Source organism: Pseudomonas sp. HY13-MNA-CIBAN-0226, from assembly GCF_040310305.1.
GTDB lineage: Bacteria > Pseudomonadota > Gammaproteobacteria > Pseudomonadales > Pseudomonadaceae > Aquipseudomonas > Aquipseudomonas gregormendelii.
Genome location: NZ_JBEOPS010000016.1, coordinates 65,934 through 81,342, shown reverse-complemented (window position 1 = coordinate 81,342; position 15,409 = coordinate 65,934). Strand labels below are relative to the sequence as shown.

Sequence of the window (15,409 nt, the reverse complement as noted above, 5' to 3'; positions counted from 1 at the left end):
GCTTAGGAGCCTAATCATGACTATCTTGGTAATCGCTGAACACGACAACAAATTAGTGGCTCCAGCCACCCTGAATACCGTAGCTGCTGCTGCCAAAATCGGTGGCGACATCCACGTTCTGGTTGCCGGCCTTGACGCTGGCGCCGTGGCTGAAGCCGCTGCGAAAATCGCTGGCGTGGCTAAAGTGCTGGTGGCCGACAACGCCGCCTATGCGCATCAGTTGCCGGAAAATGTTGCGCCTCTGATCGCTGCTCTTGTCCAAGAAGCAGGTGGCAAGAGCTACAGTCACATCCTGGCTGCCGCCACTTCCAACGGCAAAAACATCCTGCCGCGCGTTGCTGCTGCGCTGGACGTTGACCAGATCTCCGAGATCATCTCGGTAGAAAGCGCCGACACCTTCAAGCGCCCGATCTACGCCGGTAATGCCATTGCCACCGTTCAGTCGAACGCGTCGGTGAAAGTGATCACCGTGCGTGCTACCGGTTTTGACCCGGTGGCGGCGGAAGGCGGTTCGGCATCGATTGAAACCGTTGCTGCTGCTCACGACGCTGGCACTTCCAGCTTCGTTGGCGAAGAACTCGCCAAATCGGATCGTCCGGAACTGACCGCTGCCAAGATCGTCGTTTCCGGCGGCCGTGGCATGCAGAACGGCGATAACTTCAAACACCTGTACGCCCTGGCTGACAAGCTGGGCGCTGCCGTGGGTGCTTCCCGCGCCGCGGTCGACGCAGGTTTTGTCCCTAACGACATGCAGGTCGGTCAGACCGGCAAGATCGTTGCGCCACAGCTGTACTTCGCCGTCGGTATCTCCGGCGCGATCCAGCACCTGGCCGGCATGAAAGACTCCAAGGTGATCGTCGCGATCAACAAGGACGAAGAAGCGCCGATCTTCCAGGTGGCCGATTACGGCCTGGTGGCGGACTTGTTCGAAGCCATCCCTGAGCTGCAGCAGGCTCTGTAAGCACCGCACGCCAGGCGAGCGAAAAGCTCGCCTGGCACAGACTCAATCGTACGAGCCCTTGCCGGGCATTTTGATGCCATGCGCGTTCACTTTGCGGTACAGCGTTGCACGGGAGACCCCCAGTTCGCGCGCGGCCAACAGAGGTTTCCAGCGGTTGCGCACAAGCGTGTCGATCAACGCCTGGCGTTCCGGGCTGCCGCTGGCCGTATCCTGGCCTTTTACCGGCGTACTCGCGCCGAGCGTCGCTGGCAGATCGTCCACGCCGATCACCTGGCTTTTACACACAGCACAGGCGTATCGCAGCACGTGATGCAGTTGGCGCATGTTGCCCGGCCAGCTGTAATTCAAGAGCATTTCCAGCGCAGACTCGCTCAGTTCAACACGCTCGCCCGAGCGCTCGCACTCATCGTCCAGGAGTCTGTTGATCAACGCCAGTTTGTCTTTGCGTTCGCGTAGCGGCGGAATATCGAAGCGTGCGCCGCTCAGGCGGAAAAACAGGTCTTCACGAAAGCTGCCAGCTTCAACCAGCGTGGCAATATCACGGTGGCTGGCACACACCACCTGAATATCGATGGACTGGGTGCGTGCACCGCCCAGGGGGGCCACTTCGCCTTCGCTGAGTACTCGTAACAGGCGGGTTTGCAGGGCCAGGGGCATGTCGCCGATTTCATCGAGAAACAATGTGCCGCCGTCAGCCTGCTGCAACAGTCCTCGCATGCCTTTGGTCGAAGCGCCGGTAAAGGCGCCAGCGGCATAACCGAACAACTCACTCTCTATCAGGCTTTCGGGAATCGCTGCACAGTTCACTGCGACAAAGGGCTTGTCTCGACTCTTGCTGGCGGCATGCAGTTGCAGGGCAAAAAACTCTTTGCCCGCACCGGTCTCACCATGGATCAGCACGGGCAAACCGCGATCCTTGACACGTACCGCCAGCTCCAGCGCCTGCGCAACCTTGGGGTCCAGCGCTGATGCCGGGCTGCTGGCCAGTGGGGCGCTAATGGGGCGGCGGGGCGCCTTGAGGCGCACGTGCAACCCCATCGACGGCAGAAAGTGGATGTTGTCGTCCCCAGCGGCGGGCAGCTTTGCTGAGGCAAAGGCTTCGTCGACATGTGCGGGGATTCGGCCACAACGCTGTAGCAGCAGGCGCCGCGCAGCGGGGTTGAGCGCCTCTATGAGGCCATCCCGGTCCCAGGCGAACAGGCATTGCGGTTGGCTGTCGACATAACCGGGCAGAGGGTGTGCCCTTAGTACCCATAGGTCTTGGGTGCTGTACATGAAGTACGCGTTTTCGAGTTCGGTAGCACTTTGAATGACCATTTGCCGAATCAAATGCTGACTGCGCCGGTCATCGGGAGCACGCACTGAAGAAACGTCCAATACCGCCAGGATCTCGCCGCCAGGTGAAAATATCGGCGCCGCAGAGCAGGTATTGCCGATAAACGCTGCACGGAAATGATCGAGTTTGTGCACGGTGACCGGCAGCTTGTCGATTAACACCGCGCTGACCGCTGTCGTGCCTTCTTCCTTCTCCGACCAGCACGTGCCGACGTCCATGCCGGAGCGCCGGTACTCGCCGCGCAGGGCTGAGTCGATCCGGTAGTCGACGGTACATCCCAGCGTATCGGTGAGCATCACGCAGTAATCGGCGTCGCGTACGCGGCTGTGAAGCCGTGACATTTCATCACCTGCTAGATGCAGGAAGTCGTCGACACGCTGGCGGTGCTCATTGATCTGGTGAGCCTCCAGCACCCTTGGCCCCTGCAGGGACCCAGGGTCGAGCTTGTAATGCTGCACCGAGCGACGCCAGGAATCGAGGATGGCGTTGGGCACCGGCAGGGTCGGGGCATTCTGGGCAGTGCGCAGTACGCGACTCACGTGTTCCACATGAGTCTTCGAAAAACCAGAGGACATGGTACCTCCGAAGGTTGGATCTTATTTTTCTGTTGATGGCCATTAAAGGCGGCTTGGCCAATCTCTTCAAGCTGAATCAGTCGGCCGGTGCCGGTGAGACATAACCGCTCAGTATTCGCAGCGCCTCGCGGGAGACACGAGCGGTTATGTCTTGCGGCGGCCGGTCGGGCAGCAGCGATCCATCATGCGTCTAGCGCTCTATTCCGGGCGTTATAGCCCGACAGCAAGAGGTTGGCACCCGACTTGCTCTGTCAGTCTCAGCAGGCCGCGTCGAACGGTCGCATCTCAACAACAATAACGACAGAGGCAATACATGAGCGAATTCAACGCTGTGAATTTCTCCCTGAACGGCAAGGTTGCCCTGGTGACCGGCGCTGGCCGTGGCATTGGCCAGGGTATTGCGCTGAGCCTGGCCCGGGCCGGTGCAGAACTGGTGCTGGCCGATTACGACCTGGGCATCGCGCAAGAGGCTGCCGCCTTGGTCCAGGCCCTGGGTCGTCGGGCTGTGGCCCTGCAAGTTGATGTCAGCAAACCCGAGAGTGTCGTCAGTTTGATTGAGCAGGTCAGAGCGCAATTTGGCCGCCTGGATGTGGCGGTCAACAACGCGGGCGTGGTCAGCCTCGGTCGGGTCGATGAACTGGCCGTCAGCGAGTGGGACCGCATCATGAATATCAACGCCCGTGGCGTATTCCTCTGCTGCCAAGCCGAACTCAAGCTGATGCGTGAGCATAACTTCGGCCGCATCATCAACCTTGCCTCAATTGCCGGCAAAGTCGGTTTCCCGGACCTCTCTCACTACAGCGCCTCCAAATTCGCCGTGATTGGTTTTACCAATGCCTTCGCCAAGGAAGTTGCCCGCGAAGGCATCACGGTTAACGCCCTCTGCCCCGGTGTGGTGGGCACCGGAATGTGGCGCGGTGATGAGGGGCTTTCTGCGCGTTGGGCGCAACCCGGCGAAACCGAAGTGCAATCCTGGGAGCGGCATCAGTCCAGCCTGCTGCCTCAGGGGGAAGCGCAAACCGTGGAAGACATGGGCCAATTGGCGGTTTACCTGGCGTGCGCTCCCCACGTTACCGGGCAGGCGATCGCTGTTGATGGCGGCTTCTCGCTCTAACTGCCCCCCGTTCACTTACCAGGTTCATGTCCGCTGAATCCTTATTCAGGGAGCGGATACGGCTTGCCTGCAGCTTTGTTGTTGAGTGAAGCCTGCAGGCGCACTGATCGAAACAGGAGAACATAATGACAACTACAGTTCTGGCCAAACGTTCCGTTGGCACCGACGTTATCAACTACGACGCCATCGTGATCGGCGCAGGTTTCGGCGGCATTTACATGCTCAAGAAATTGCGTGATGAATTAGGCTTGAAGGTGCGCGCCTTCGACAAGGCCGGTGGTATAGGCGGTACCTGGTTCTGGAACCGCTACCCCGGCGCCTTATCCGACAGTGAATCGTTTGTCTATTGCTTCTCCTGGGACCGTGAGCTGTGCCAGGCGTGGGACATCACCACGCGCTACCTGACCCAGCCCCAGATCCTGTCCTACCTGAACCACGCCGTGGATCGCCACGATCTGCGGCGCGATATCCAGCTTGAGACAGGCATCACTGCCGCCGTGTTCGACGAGCAGAGCAGCCGCTGGCTGGTCACGGCCGATGACGGTCGTCAATACAGCGCCAAATACCTGGTGACGGCGCTAGGCCTGTTGTCCGCAACGAATGTGCCCAAGATCAAAGGCCTCGATCAGTTCAAGGGGAGCATGTATCACACCGCCAACTGGCCGGCCGATGCCGTACTGGAAGGCAAGCGCGTAGGTGTGATCGGTACGGGTTCGACAGGTTGCCAGGTCATCACCGCGATCGCACCGACCGTTGGCCACCTGACCGTTTTCCAACGCTCTGCCCAGTACACCGTGCCGGTGGGCAACGGTCCGGTCAGTCGCGAATACGTCGACGATATCAAACGTAACTACGACGCCATCTGGCAGGAGGTGCGGTCCTCGCGCCTGGCATTCGGCTTCCCCGAAAGCGACATTCCGACCATGAGTGTGGACGCAGCTGAACGCAAAGCCATCTTCCAGCGCGCCTGGGATGGCGGCGGCGGCTTCCGCTATATGTTCCAAACCTTCAACGATATCGCCACCAGTGAAGAGGCCAATATCGAGGCGCAAAATTTCGTTCGCGAGAAAATCGCCGAGATCGTCAAGGATCCGGAAATCGCCCGCAAGTTGATGCCCCGCGATCTCTACGCCAAGCGCCCGCTGTGCGACAGCGGTTACTACGCGACCTTCAATCGTCCCAATGTGTCTCTGGTTGACGTCAAGGCCAACCCGATCGAAGAAATTACCGCCAAGGGCATTCGGACGGCCGATGGCATAGAACACGAGCTTGATGTGCTGGTGTTTGCCACCGGTTTTGACGCCGTGGACGGTAACTACAAACGCATCGATATTCGCGGCCGCGATAACGTCTTGATGAAGGATCACTGGGCGGACGGACCGTCCAGCTACTTGTCGGTGGCCACCGCCAAATTCCCGAATATGTTCATGATCCTGGGGCCTAACGGTCCGTTTACCAATCTGCCACCAACAATTGAGACCGAAGTGGAGTGGGTCTCCGATCTGATTGGTTTCATGGAGCAGAACGAGTTGGCCTGTGTGGAACCGTCTGCGCAAAGCGAGCAGGAATGGGGCAAGACCTGCCAGGACATTGCCGATCAGACGCTGTTTGCCAAGACTGACTCATGGATCTTCGGCGCCAATATCCCCGGCAAAAGCAACAAGGTGTATTTCTACATGGGGGGGTTGGGCGCGTTCAGCGAGCAATTGGCAGCGGTCAAGAACGATGACTACCGGGGCTTCAAGTTCAAGGCCGTGAGTGTCGAAGGGGCGCCCAAACGTCGCGTAACGGAGAACCTGCAATGAGCTTGAACAACCCCGAACTCTTGCGTCATCGAGCCTTTATCGACGGTGAATGGCTGGCTGCAGACAACGAAGCCACGATCACGGTGAACAACCCGTCGACGGGCGCCACCATTGGCCAAGTACCGCGCATGGGCAAGGCTGAAACCCGCCGCGCCATCGAAGCGGCCGAGCGCGCTCTGCCGGCGTGGCGTGAGCTTTCTGCCAAGGCCCGCGCCAATGCGTTGCGGCGTTGGTACGACTTGATTATCGAAAACCAGCGCGACCTGGCTCACATCATGACCTTGGAACAGGGCAAGCCGCTGCCTGAGGCGCTGGGTGAAATCGTCTTCGGTGCCTCCTATATCGAGTGGTATGCGGAGGAGGCGAAGCGGGTCTACGGCGATATTATTCCGGGCGCAACGGACAAACGCTTGCTGGTCATCAAACAGCCCGTGGGCGTGTGCGCCGCCATCACGCCGTGGAATTTTCCCAGCGCAATGATCACCCGCAAAGCCGGTCCGGCGCTGGCCGCTGGTTGCACAATGGTCATCAAGCCGGCATCCCAGACGCCGTTCTCGGCATTGGCGCTGGTTTACCTCGCCGAACAGGCGGGCATTCCCAAGGGGGTGCTGTCGGTGGTGACGGGCGCAGCGGCAGAGATTGCCGAGGAGCTGACCAGCAACCCGGTGGTGCGCAAGATTTCCTTCACGGGGTCCACTGAGATCGGTCGCCAGATCATGGAAAAATGTGCCCACGACATCAAGAAAGTCTCTCTGGAACTGGGCGGCAACGCGCCCTTTATTGTGTTCGACGATGCCGATCTGGACGCTGCCGTTGAAGGCGCACTCGCGTCGAAGTTTCGCAATGCAGGGCAGACCTGCGTCTGCGCGAATCGACTGTATGTGCAAGACAAGGTGTATGACGCCTTTGTCGACAAACTTGCCTCAGCCGTGGCCGCTCTGAAGATTGGCGATGGTTTTACCGAGGGCGTCACGCTTGGGCCGCTGATTGATGGCAAGGCCGTCGCCAAGGTGCGCGAGCATATCGAGGATGCTTTGGCTAAAGGGGCCAAGGTTGTCCAGGGCGGTGGTGCGCACCCCCAGGGCGCCAATTTCTTTGAGCCCACGATCTTGGTGGATGTGCCGGGCACCGCTCGTGTCGCCAAGGAAGAAACTTTCGGTCCGCTTGCACCGGTCTTTCGCTTCTTCGATGACGCCGAAGTTATCGCTAAAGCCAACGACACCGAGTTCGGCCTGGCGGCGTATTTCTACACCGCGAACCTCAGCCGGGTGTTTCGTTTGGGCGAGGCGCTGGAGTACGGCATCGTTGGCGTCAACACCGGGATTATCAGTTCCGAAGCCGCACCGTTTGGTGGGGTCAAGGCGTCGGGTGTCGGCCGGGAAGGCTCCAAATACGGGCTGGAGGATTACCTGGAGATCAAATACCTGTGCCTGGCCGGCATTTGATCTGTATCGACCCATTTTCAACTGATTGCTTTCTTGAGTGACCGCAAGGGCGCTGCCCTGCGGTCCGGTCAACGCTGTGTCGTAAACATAAAAACAATAGGGTAAATCGACATGAACATCGCTTGGAAATTGCCGCTGGGGCTCGGGCTCCTGTCATGCATCGCTGTGCCTGCCTCTGCCGACGACGCTTACTCGAAATGGGGGACCGGAGATTGGGGAGGGGTACGCAGTGAGCTGCTGGAGCAGGGCGTTGACGTGATCGTCGGTTATGTCGGCGAAGCCGCCACCAATGTGCACGGGGGCTATAACCATGACCGCACGGCGCGCTACACCGCGCAATGGGCACTGGGCACGCACCTGGATCTGCAAAAATTACTGGGCTGGAATGAGGCCGAGTTCCAACTGCTGGTGACGGAGCGCAATGGCAACAACCTCTCCAACGATCGCGTTTCTGACCCCCGCGCACCGCAACTCAGCTCAGTGCAGGAAGTGTGGGGCAGGGGACAAACCTGGCGCCTGACCCAGATGTGGTACCGCCAGAAATTTTTCAACAGCGCCTTGGACCTCAAATTCGGCCGCGTGGGCGTCAACGATGACTTCGCCAGCTTCCCATGCGACTTTCAAAGTCTGTCGTTTTGCAGTGCCCCCATCGGCAACGTCGCCGGCGATATCTGGTACAGCGGGCCGGTGAGCCAGTGGGGCGGGCGTGTGCGCTATAACCTCGATGAACACTGGGCGGTGCAGGTCGGGGTGTATGAGCAGAATCCGTCGTATCTGGAGACAGGCAACGGTTTCAAGCTCAGCGGCAGTGGTACCAAAGGCGCGTTGGTACCGGTGGAGATTATCTGGAAGCCAACCCTCGGCGAAGAAGCCTTACCCGGTGAATACCGCCTGGGTTACTACCACAGCAGTGCCAGCGCCAACGACCTGTACGACGACGTCAACGGTAACCCGCAGGTGTTGACCGGGCAGGCGCCAAAGTCGCGCAGCAGCAAACACGGCGCATGGATCATTGGCCAACAGCAGCTCACTGCCCATAACGGCGATGCCTCACGCGGTCTGAGCGTATTTGCCAGCTTGACCGTGCACGACAAGGCCACCAGTGGCATCGAAAGCTTCCAGAATATCGGCGCGGTCTACAAAGGCCCGTTTGATGCGCGGCCCAAAGATGACCTCGGCGTGGGCATCGCCCGCCTCAAGGTCAATGACGACGTCACTAAGCGCCAGCGCCTGATCAATGACAGCACCGGCATCAGTGACTACAACGACCCGCAGTACGTTCCCGTGCAGCACAGCGAATACAACATCGAACTCAATTACGGCGTGCACGTCACCGATTGGCTGACCGTGCGCCCGAACGTGCAGTACGTGCGCAATCCAGGTGGCGTTTACGAGGTGGACAATGCCTGGGTCGCCGGTGTGAAGCTGCAGGCGAGTTTCTGAGCCTGGGCAGATGTGTGAGCAGTCTTTAACCCCCCATCACGAATAAGAAGGAACACCAGCATGAGTAAGTCCTTGGGAAAAGTTGCTTTTGTAACCGGTGCCGGTCAAGGGATCGGAGAAGCCATTGCCGTGCGCTTGGCGGCGGATGGTTTCGCCGTAGCCTGCGCCGATATGAATCTTGAAACGGCCGATCAAGTGGCTGAAAACATCAGGAAAACGGGCGGCAAAGCCCTGGCGATAACGGTCGATGTGGCCGATCGGGAGGATGTTTTCAAGGCCGTCCAGGCAGCGGTGGATGGCCTGGGTGACCTGCATGTGCTCATCAATAACGCAGGCATTGCGCCCATTGCTCCCATCGAGGCGATTACGCCAGAGATCTATCGGCGAACGTTCGACATCAACGTGGGCGGTGTGCTCTGGGGCATACAGGCGGCAGTCAACGCGTTCAAGGCGTTGGGACATGGCGGCAAAATCATCAGTGCTTCGTCGCAGGCGGGCCATATCGGCAATCCGAATCTGGCGGTGTACGGCGGAACCAAATTTGCCGTGCGTGGCATCACCCAGACAGCGGCGCGGGAATTGGCGCACCTGGGTATCACCGTGAATGCCTACTGCCCTGGCATCGTCAATACACCGATGATGCGCAAGGTTGCCCAGGATGTGGCTGATAACGCCAGTCAAAGCATTGAGTGGGGGATGGAACAGTTTGCCCAGCACATCACCTTGAAGCGGCTTTCCCAGCCCGAAGACGTGGCAGCCTGCGTGTCGTTCCTGTCCGGCCCTGACTCCGACTACATGACCGGTCAGGCCGTGATCATTGATGGCGGAATGGTATTTAACTGATTCGTCATCAGCGCAGAAGATCGCTCAAGCGTGCACACGTTGAGCGTTCTGCCCAGGCGACATGAGGGAATGAGATGACTATTACCAAAGGCATTGCATCGCCGGCCAAATTTCTGGTCCAGGCCGATGCGCTGGTGGATTTAGCGATACATGGCAAAGCGTTCGGGGCCAATGGCTATTTGATCTGCGATCAATTTATCGTCGGCCGGGTTCATGAGAAAGCGATGCCGGGGTTCAAGAACGAACAACGCGCGGAGTTGGCCGTGTTTGGCGGGCAGTGTTCCGACAGCGAAATCAACAGGCACGTGGAAGCGGCACGTGGGGGTGATGACGTGGTTCTAGGCGACACGCGCATTCTGGCCGAATCGAGGAAGTGGTAGACATTGCGATAGCCGTCGGTTTGCCACTGACGCTCGAAGACTTGGGTCTCAAACACTTCAAGGAAGCGGAGTGGAGAAAATTGGCGGAGTTGGCCTGCGATAAAAACGACACGATGCACAACATGCCGTTCACGGTGACGCCGGACCTGGTGTATGACGCGATCGTGGCGACGGACGCACTGATGCAGGCGTTCAAGCGACAAAAGGCTGTGCACTAGCGATTTGATTGAGTACCCGTTTTGAGGCGTCCATAGCGCTGAAACGGTTTGGCGCCGTCAATCGTTCAACCGGATTGCCGGCGCCTTTTTTGATCACGAAACTCAGACCGGCTCAAGCCATTACATCGGCAAGGGATTCGGCGATCAGTTGATAGGAGCGGCAACGCGCCTTGGCGTCATAAATGCGCGCATCAATGATCACTTCATCGACTTGGGTCGTTGTAATGAACTGGCGTAGCCAACTGCTGACGTCGTCCTGGTCACCTGTTGCGGTGCATAGCATCGCCTGATTGAGCGTGTGCCGATCACTATTTGTAAGCTTATCCATGAAGCCCTCCGAGGGACGGGGCAGCGGGCCTGCTTTACCTGTGTACAGGTTGCACACCCACTGCCGGTGAGAGCTGGCGATGTAATCGGCTTCGGCCCGCGACGGGGCTGCAAAAACATTGACGCCTGCGATCACATAGGGCTGCTCGAGCGTCGCCGATGGGCGAAACGACGTACGGTAGTGCGTGATCGCATCCATCAAAAAGCGCGGTGCGAAGTGTGACGCGAAGGCATAGGGCAGCCCGAGCTTGGCGGCAAGGTCTGCGCTGGCCATGCTTGAGCCCAGGAGCCAAAGTGGCACGTCGTGGGCTCCGGGAATCGCCCGCACCGGCTGATGCCCGTTGTCTGCCAGGTAATCCTGCAAGTGTTGAATATCCTGAGTGAAGTCACGCTCAGAAGCGTCACCACGCAAGGCGCGGATGGCTGCCCCTGCAGAACCTGGTGCTCGACCGATACCCAGGTCGATGCGGCCAGGGAACAAGGTGGCCAATGTTCCGAACTGCTCGGCCACCATCAACGGGGAGTGGTTGGGTAGCATGATGCCGCCGGAGCCCACCCGCAGGGTGCGTGTGGCCGCTGCCAGATGCTGGATGAGCAGGGTGGTGGCCGAAGAGGCGATGCCCGGCAGGTCATGATGCTCGGCAACCCAGTAACGTTTGTAACCATGGGCTTCCACTTGTCGCGCCAGTGCGACCGCGTCATCCAGGGTGTCAGTGAAGGTTTTACCTTCGCCTATCATCATCAGGTCAAGCACAGAGAGGGCAGTCATTGCAGACTCCTTTTTCATACCAGGTGGAGAGGGCGTTACAGCGATGAAAAGTCCGACCAATGCGGATGACGTTCCAGGCGACTATCAATGTCCCTAAGGGTTACCAGGCAGCGTTGCAGCTTCAGGTAAATATCGCCGCCGTAGTCCCAGCCGAGCACGCCAATGCTGCCTGTGTATCCCACGCTGTTCAGCGCTGCGACCACGGCGAAGTTGTCCAGCTCTCCACGGTCAACCGGCTCCATGGTGGCCACGCCGCCCCAGCCCAGTTCGCTGAGCGCGCTCCCTGAAAGTACGACTTGCATCAACCAGGGTTGCATGGCTTCAAGACGCTGCTGAAGTCCGCCTTCCTGGCTGGCGTACCAGTGATAACCATTGAACGATGCACCCAGGCGCGGATGAGCGAAGTATTCACAGATCTGAATCACCTGAGCCGTGGTCTGGGTGACGTGATGAAGATGGGGGTACAGCGCGATTCTCAAGCCTCGACGTTCTGCAATAGGCAGCACCGACTCGATGAACCGCATAATGGCCGGGCTGCCGTTGACCGAGGTCTGGACCGCCAGTTCGATGAGTTCCACCCCTTCGACGCTTTCGATGATTCGCCTTATGAGGTGATCATTGCGACCTTCGTGCAGCACCAGGTAGAGGCCTTCGACGCGCAGGCCATACAGTTCACCCACGCGCGGCAGCAGGCGCAGGTCGGTCAGCGGCGTGCCGCCCCAGGCCGAAACGGTGAGGCCGTCATAACCGAGTTCGGCGAGCATTTCGCACTGCGACTGGAAGGCGTAAACGCCCATTGAAGAGTAAAAAAATGAATCGAGTGCATGGACGCGATGGGCCACGGTCTGTCTCCTCGCCTAGCGTGGCGTTTCGGTCAATAAGGCCCATTCAGGGTGTGCGGCCAGGCGTTGCTCCATGGAGCGAAATGCCGCGGCTGAGCGGCGCAGGTTGCCGTAGACGTCGCCACCCATGCTTTGCCACCCCAGCACGCCAACACGCCCGGTAAAACCGCGGCGCTCAAGGGCGCCCAGCAGAACGAAATTATCCATCTCGCCTTCATCAAGCGGTTCGATGGTCGCCAGACCACCCCAACCCAATGGAGAGCGACGTGTGCCGGCAATATTCACGTGTTGGAGCCAAGGCCATATCGCATCAAGGCGTTCTTCCAACGCTTGTTCTTCAGTGGCGTACCAGTGATAACCGTTGAACACGATATTGAGCAGGGGATGGTTGAACTCCCGGCACAGTGCGACGGCTTCCGAGGTCGTTTGCATACCGTAGCGTGCGTGGGGATAAAGGTTGATGTTCAGGCCTCTGCGCTCACAAATAGGCAACAGGCGCTCAAGCATGCGGCGGTCAAAATTCGTGACTTCATCACCTGAATGCAGCGCCAGTTCAATCGTGGTGCAACCTTCAATGCTCTCGAAAACCTGGGTCACGAATGATTCCAGGCCCTTGCGGTAGATCAAGTAGACCGCGCCTACGTCCAGGCCCCAGGTCGGTTTGACGCGAGGAATCGACTTCAGGTCTTGGCTCCACGCAGACATCGTCAAGCCTTGATAGCCATGCTCGGCGAGCATTTCGCACTGTGCGGCCAGAGGATAGGTGCCCATGGCGGTCTGGAAGATAAAATCCATGTGGTGAAGGGGGTGTTTCATCGGGCGGCCTGCGTAGGTTGAGGGGCAACGGGGAGGGCGATGCTTGGAAAATGCGGAAGGAGGTATTCAGCCAGTTCGTCGATGACTTCAGCGGCAGGGCGGCGCTGTGGTTTGAAGTGCAGGGCGACATGACCCACGCCCTGATCCTGCTGGCGTTTCCAATGCTCTATCAGGGTATTACGCCCGGCGCGCAGCACGCGTCCCGCCTCAACGGGATGGTTCGGATCGCGATCCAGATCAAACAACGTGCCGTAGCCATAGGGTTTGTGCACCTCGTTGCCGCAGACGGCACGCCAGCGCTCGATCACCTGGGGAATCAACGCGGGGTTGGAGGTGTAGGAAAGAATCCCGTCAGTGTGTTCACCGATCCATTCCAGCGACTGGCCCGCGTGGCCGACGATAAGGGTGGGCAAGCGCGCCCCGACGGGTTTGGGGATCAAGTCAATTTCACCGTTCAACTGGCCATAGAAACGCGACGTATGCGTGGCCCAATGGCTTTGCGTGGTCGCGCAGATGATGCCCAGTGCGTCCCGGAAGCGTTCGGCGCGGTTGTCAAAATTCAGTCCGAACGCCGGGTATTCGATCGGCCGGTCGCCGGTGGCCAGCCCCAGGATGAACCGCCCGCCCAGCAGTTGGTCCACGCTCGCGGCCTGTTTGGCAACAATCAATGGATCACGCAACGGCAGGACGATACCCGCGGTGCCAATCGCAATTTGCTCGGTAACGGCAGCCAGGTAGCCCGCATAGACCAGTGGATCGAGAATCTGGCCAACGTCCCCAAAATTAGGGTCATAGAACGGCACATCGCGCAGCCAGATCGCGGAAAATCCAGCTTCGTCTACGCGTTGAGCCATCTGCGCGTGATCCTGCAAGGTGGGGCCTGGGCTGTTGGGGTAGCTTTCCAGCGGAGCAATGAAACCGAAGGTCAAATGCCCCGGTTTGAATACACGGGCATAGCCGGGGTGCTGCTGAAGGTCCTGGGCGATTGCGCGCGCGCGAGTCTGAGAGGTCATCGGGGTAGGCTCGTATTAGCGGATGGCCGCGACGTTGAAGGCAAGAAACACTCCCTAAAGTCACGATGGAGGGGACTATAAACGGTATAGTTAGAAAGAAAAACAGGATGCAATTCCGATCATTTATGAAAATAAAGCTCAAATAGGCGAGGCTGTTTATGGATCATTTCGGCGCGCTCAGCGCATTCGTTCAGGCGGCGCATACCCGCAGTTTTACTGAGGCCGGACGCAGGATCGGGGTGTCTTCGTCGGCCGTTGGCAAGGCCGTCGCGCGGCTTGAGGAAGAGTTGGGAGTGCGCCTATTCCATCGCTCCACGCGGGCGATTACCTTGACGGCGGAGGGCAGTCTTTTTCTGGAGCGTTGCCAACGGATTTTTGCTGAGTATGAAGTCGCCAAGCGAGAGCTCACGCAGGCTGCAGGCAATCCCCAGGGCAAGTTACGCCTCGGTTTGCCACAGCTCGGCATGCGGTTGATGCCTCATTTGATTGCGTTTCAGCAAGCGTATCCCGAAGTGGAATTGGAGCTGGAGTTCAGTGATCGCTTGGTCAATGTGATCGAGGAGGGCTTCGATGCGGTGATGCGCATCGGCGAAGTCGACGACTCCCGACTGATGATGCGTAAGCTCAATGGCTACAGCCATCGGTTGGTTGCATCGCCAGACTACCTTTCGCGTAGGGGGGTCCCTTCGCGGCCAGCGGACCTTACGAACCATGCTTGCCTGCGATACCGCTATCCCACCAGCGGTAAGCTTGATCCCTGGCCATTGGTGATGAAGAAAGGGCAAGACACGCTGGAGCTGGGGCAATCGGCGACATCCAACGCGATTGAAGCCTTACTGGCTATGGCGGAGGCGGGGCAGGGCGTTGCCTGCCTGCCCGATTTTTTTATCGAGGACGCCATCGCGGTTGGGCGCTTGGTGCCGGTGTTGGACCGCTACATCAGTGATCACCGTACGTTCAGCATCCTGTGGCCATCCAGCCGGCAGCCCCTGCCCAAGATCAAGGCGTTTGTCAGCTTCATGGCCTCACGCTTGACGTGAACCCCGCTGTGCCACAAGCGCAAATGCCGGCGCACTGGGCGCCGGCAGCTGTTATATGGGGCTCAATCAAGCATTGTTGGATGGCTTGGCCGCAAAGGCGCCTTCACCCAGCAATGCAACGACCAGTGCCGTGACGCTCAGGTAGATCGGATATTCCCAGCCGCCGTTGGCGTTGGTGAAGCTCCAGCCATTGCCGAAGTGCACGGTCGCCGCGACGAACAACTGGACCACGGCCAGAGCGGCAACCCAGCGGGCATAGACCCCGAGTACCAGCATCAAACCGCCGATCACTTCGAACGCCATGACCGGATAGGCCAGGAAGCCCGGAAAACCAATGGACTCGAAAAAGCCTGCGGTACCCGCTGGCGTGAACACCAGCACTTTGGTCAAACCGTGGGCGATGAACATGACGCCGAGTGCCAGACGCATCACGACTGCGGCGTAGGGTGCAGTGCGAGAATCAATCATGGTGTAGCTCCTTT

Annotated in this window: 15 protein-coding genes; 9 read left to right on the top strand and 6 right to left on the bottom strand. The window is 59.0% G+C overall.

The window, feature by feature from the left end; all coding sequences use genetic code 11:
* Window positions 1–16: 16 nt before the first annotated feature.
* Window positions 17–961, top strand: a complete 945-nt coding sequence (locus AAEZ05_RS18355) for an electron transfer flavoprotein subunit alpha/FixB family protein (RefSeq protein ID WP_045058464.1) — start codon at window positions 17–19, stop codon at window positions 959–961.
* 42 nt (window positions 962–1,003) lie between these two features.
* On the opposite strand, the gene AAEZ05_RS18350 is transcribed toward AAEZ05_RS18355, so the two are convergent.
* Window positions 1,004–2,872, bottom strand: a complete 1,869-nt coding sequence (locus AAEZ05_RS18350) for a sigma-54-dependent Fis family transcriptional regulator (protein ID WP_350648367.1) — start codon at window positions 2,870–2,872, stop codon at window positions 1,004–1,006.
* 313 nt (window positions 2,873–3,185) lie between these two features.
* Between AAEZ05_RS18350 and AAEZ05_RS18345 the strand changes: the two genes are divergently transcribed.
* The 7 genes from AAEZ05_RS18345 (at window position 3,186) to AAEZ05_RS18315 (ending at window position 10,120) form a co-directional block, all read left to right on the top strand.
* The gene (locus tag AAEZ05_RS18345) at window positions 3,186–3,986 is read left to right on the top strand and encodes an SDR family NAD(P)-dependent oxidoreductase (protein WP_045058462.1); all 801 of its coding nucleotides are present in this window, start codon (window positions 3,186–3,188) and stop codon (window positions 3,984–3,986) included.
* A 125-nt stretch (window positions 3,987–4,111) separates the two neighbouring features.
* A complete protein-coding gene (locus AAEZ05_RS18340) occupies window positions 4,112–5,791 on the top strand; it encodes a flavin-containing monooxygenase (RefSeq protein ID WP_045058461.1) in 1,680 nt (559 codons plus the stop codon).
* A complete protein-coding gene (gene gabD / locus AAEZ05_RS18335; RefSeq protein ID WP_045058460.1) occupies window positions 5,788–7,236 on the top strand; it encodes an NADP-dependent succinate-semialdehyde dehydrogenase in 1,449 nt (482 codons plus the stop codon). The genes AAEZ05_RS18340 and gabD overlap by 4 nt, the downstream gene beginning before the upstream one ends.
* Before the next feature lie 111 nt (window positions 7,237–7,347).
* Window positions 7,348–8,679: a carbohydrate porin gene (locus AAEZ05_RS18330; protein WP_350648365.1), complete on the top strand. Its 1,332-nt coding sequence runs from the start codon at window positions 7,348–7,350 to the stop codon at window positions 8,677–8,679.
* A 60-nt stretch (window positions 8,680–8,739) separates the two neighbouring features.
* Window positions 8,740–9,522, top strand: a complete 783-nt coding sequence (locus tag AAEZ05_RS18325; RefSeq protein WP_045058458.1) for a (S)-acetoin forming diacetyl reductase — start codon at window positions 8,740–8,742, stop codon at window positions 9,520–9,522.
* Window positions 9,523–9,596: 74 nt separating this feature from the next.
* The gene (locus AAEZ05_RS18320; protein ID WP_052672972.1) at window positions 9,597–9,902 is read left to right on the top strand and encodes a dehydroquinate synthase/iron-containing alcohol dehydrogenase family protein; all 306 of its coding nucleotides are present in this window, start codon (window positions 9,597–9,599) and stop codon (window positions 9,900–9,902) included.
* Window positions 9,896–10,120, top strand: a complete 225-nt coding sequence (locus AAEZ05_RS18315) for a hypothetical protein (RefSeq protein ID WP_052672971.1) — start codon at window positions 9,896–9,898, stop codon at window positions 10,118–10,120. The genes AAEZ05_RS18320 and AAEZ05_RS18315 overlap by 7 nt, the downstream gene beginning before the upstream one ends.
* 112 nt (window positions 10,121–10,232) lie before the next feature.
* Here AAEZ05_RS18315 and AAEZ05_RS18310 read toward each other — a convergent pair whose 3' ends face one another.
* From AAEZ05_RS18310 to AAEZ05_RS18295, 4 genes are read right to left on the bottom strand one after another with little or no spacing between them, the layout of a single operon-like run.
* The gene (locus AAEZ05_RS18310; protein ID WP_045058457.1) at window positions 10,233–11,216 is read right to left on the bottom strand and encodes an LLM class flavin-dependent oxidoreductase; all 984 of its coding nucleotides are present in this window, start codon (window positions 11,214–11,216) and stop codon (window positions 10,233–10,235) included.
* A gap of 35 nt (window positions 11,217–11,251) precedes the next feature.
* The gene (locus tag AAEZ05_RS18305) at window positions 11,252–12,058 is read right to left on the bottom strand and encodes a TIM barrel protein (protein ID WP_045058456.1); all 807 of its coding nucleotides are present in this window, start codon (window positions 12,056–12,058) and stop codon (window positions 11,252–11,254) included.
* A 15-nt stretch (window positions 12,059–12,073) separates the two neighbouring features.
* Window positions 12,074–12,874 (bottom strand): sugar phosphate isomerase/epimerase family protein, encoded by an 801-nt coding sequence (locus AAEZ05_RS18300; RefSeq protein WP_045058455.1) that lies wholly within the window; start codon window positions 12,872–12,874, stop codon window positions 12,074–12,076.
* On the bottom strand, window positions 12,871–13,887 hold the full coding sequence (locus AAEZ05_RS18295; RefSeq protein ID WP_350648361.1) for an LLM class oxidoreductase: 1,017 nt from the start codon (window positions 13,885–13,887) through the stop codon (window positions 12,871–12,873). Before AAEZ05_RS18295 ends, AAEZ05_RS18300 begins: the two co-directional genes overlap by 4 nt.
* A 158-nt stretch (window positions 13,888–14,045) precedes the next feature.
* On the opposite strand from AAEZ05_RS18295, the gene AAEZ05_RS18290 reads away from it, so the two are divergent.
* A complete protein-coding gene (locus AAEZ05_RS18290) occupies window positions 14,046–14,927 on the top strand; it encodes a LysR family transcriptional regulator (protein WP_045058454.1) in 882 nt (293 codons plus the stop codon).
* 66 nt (window positions 14,928–14,993) lie between these two features.
* Here AAEZ05_RS18290 and AAEZ05_RS18285 read toward each other — a convergent pair whose 3' ends face one another.
* Window positions 14,994–15,395: a DoxX family protein gene (locus AAEZ05_RS18285; RefSeq protein WP_045058453.1), complete on the bottom strand. Its 402-nt coding sequence runs from the start codon at window positions 15,393–15,395 to the stop codon at window positions 14,994–14,996.
* Window positions 15,396–15,409 lie beyond the last annotated feature (14 nt).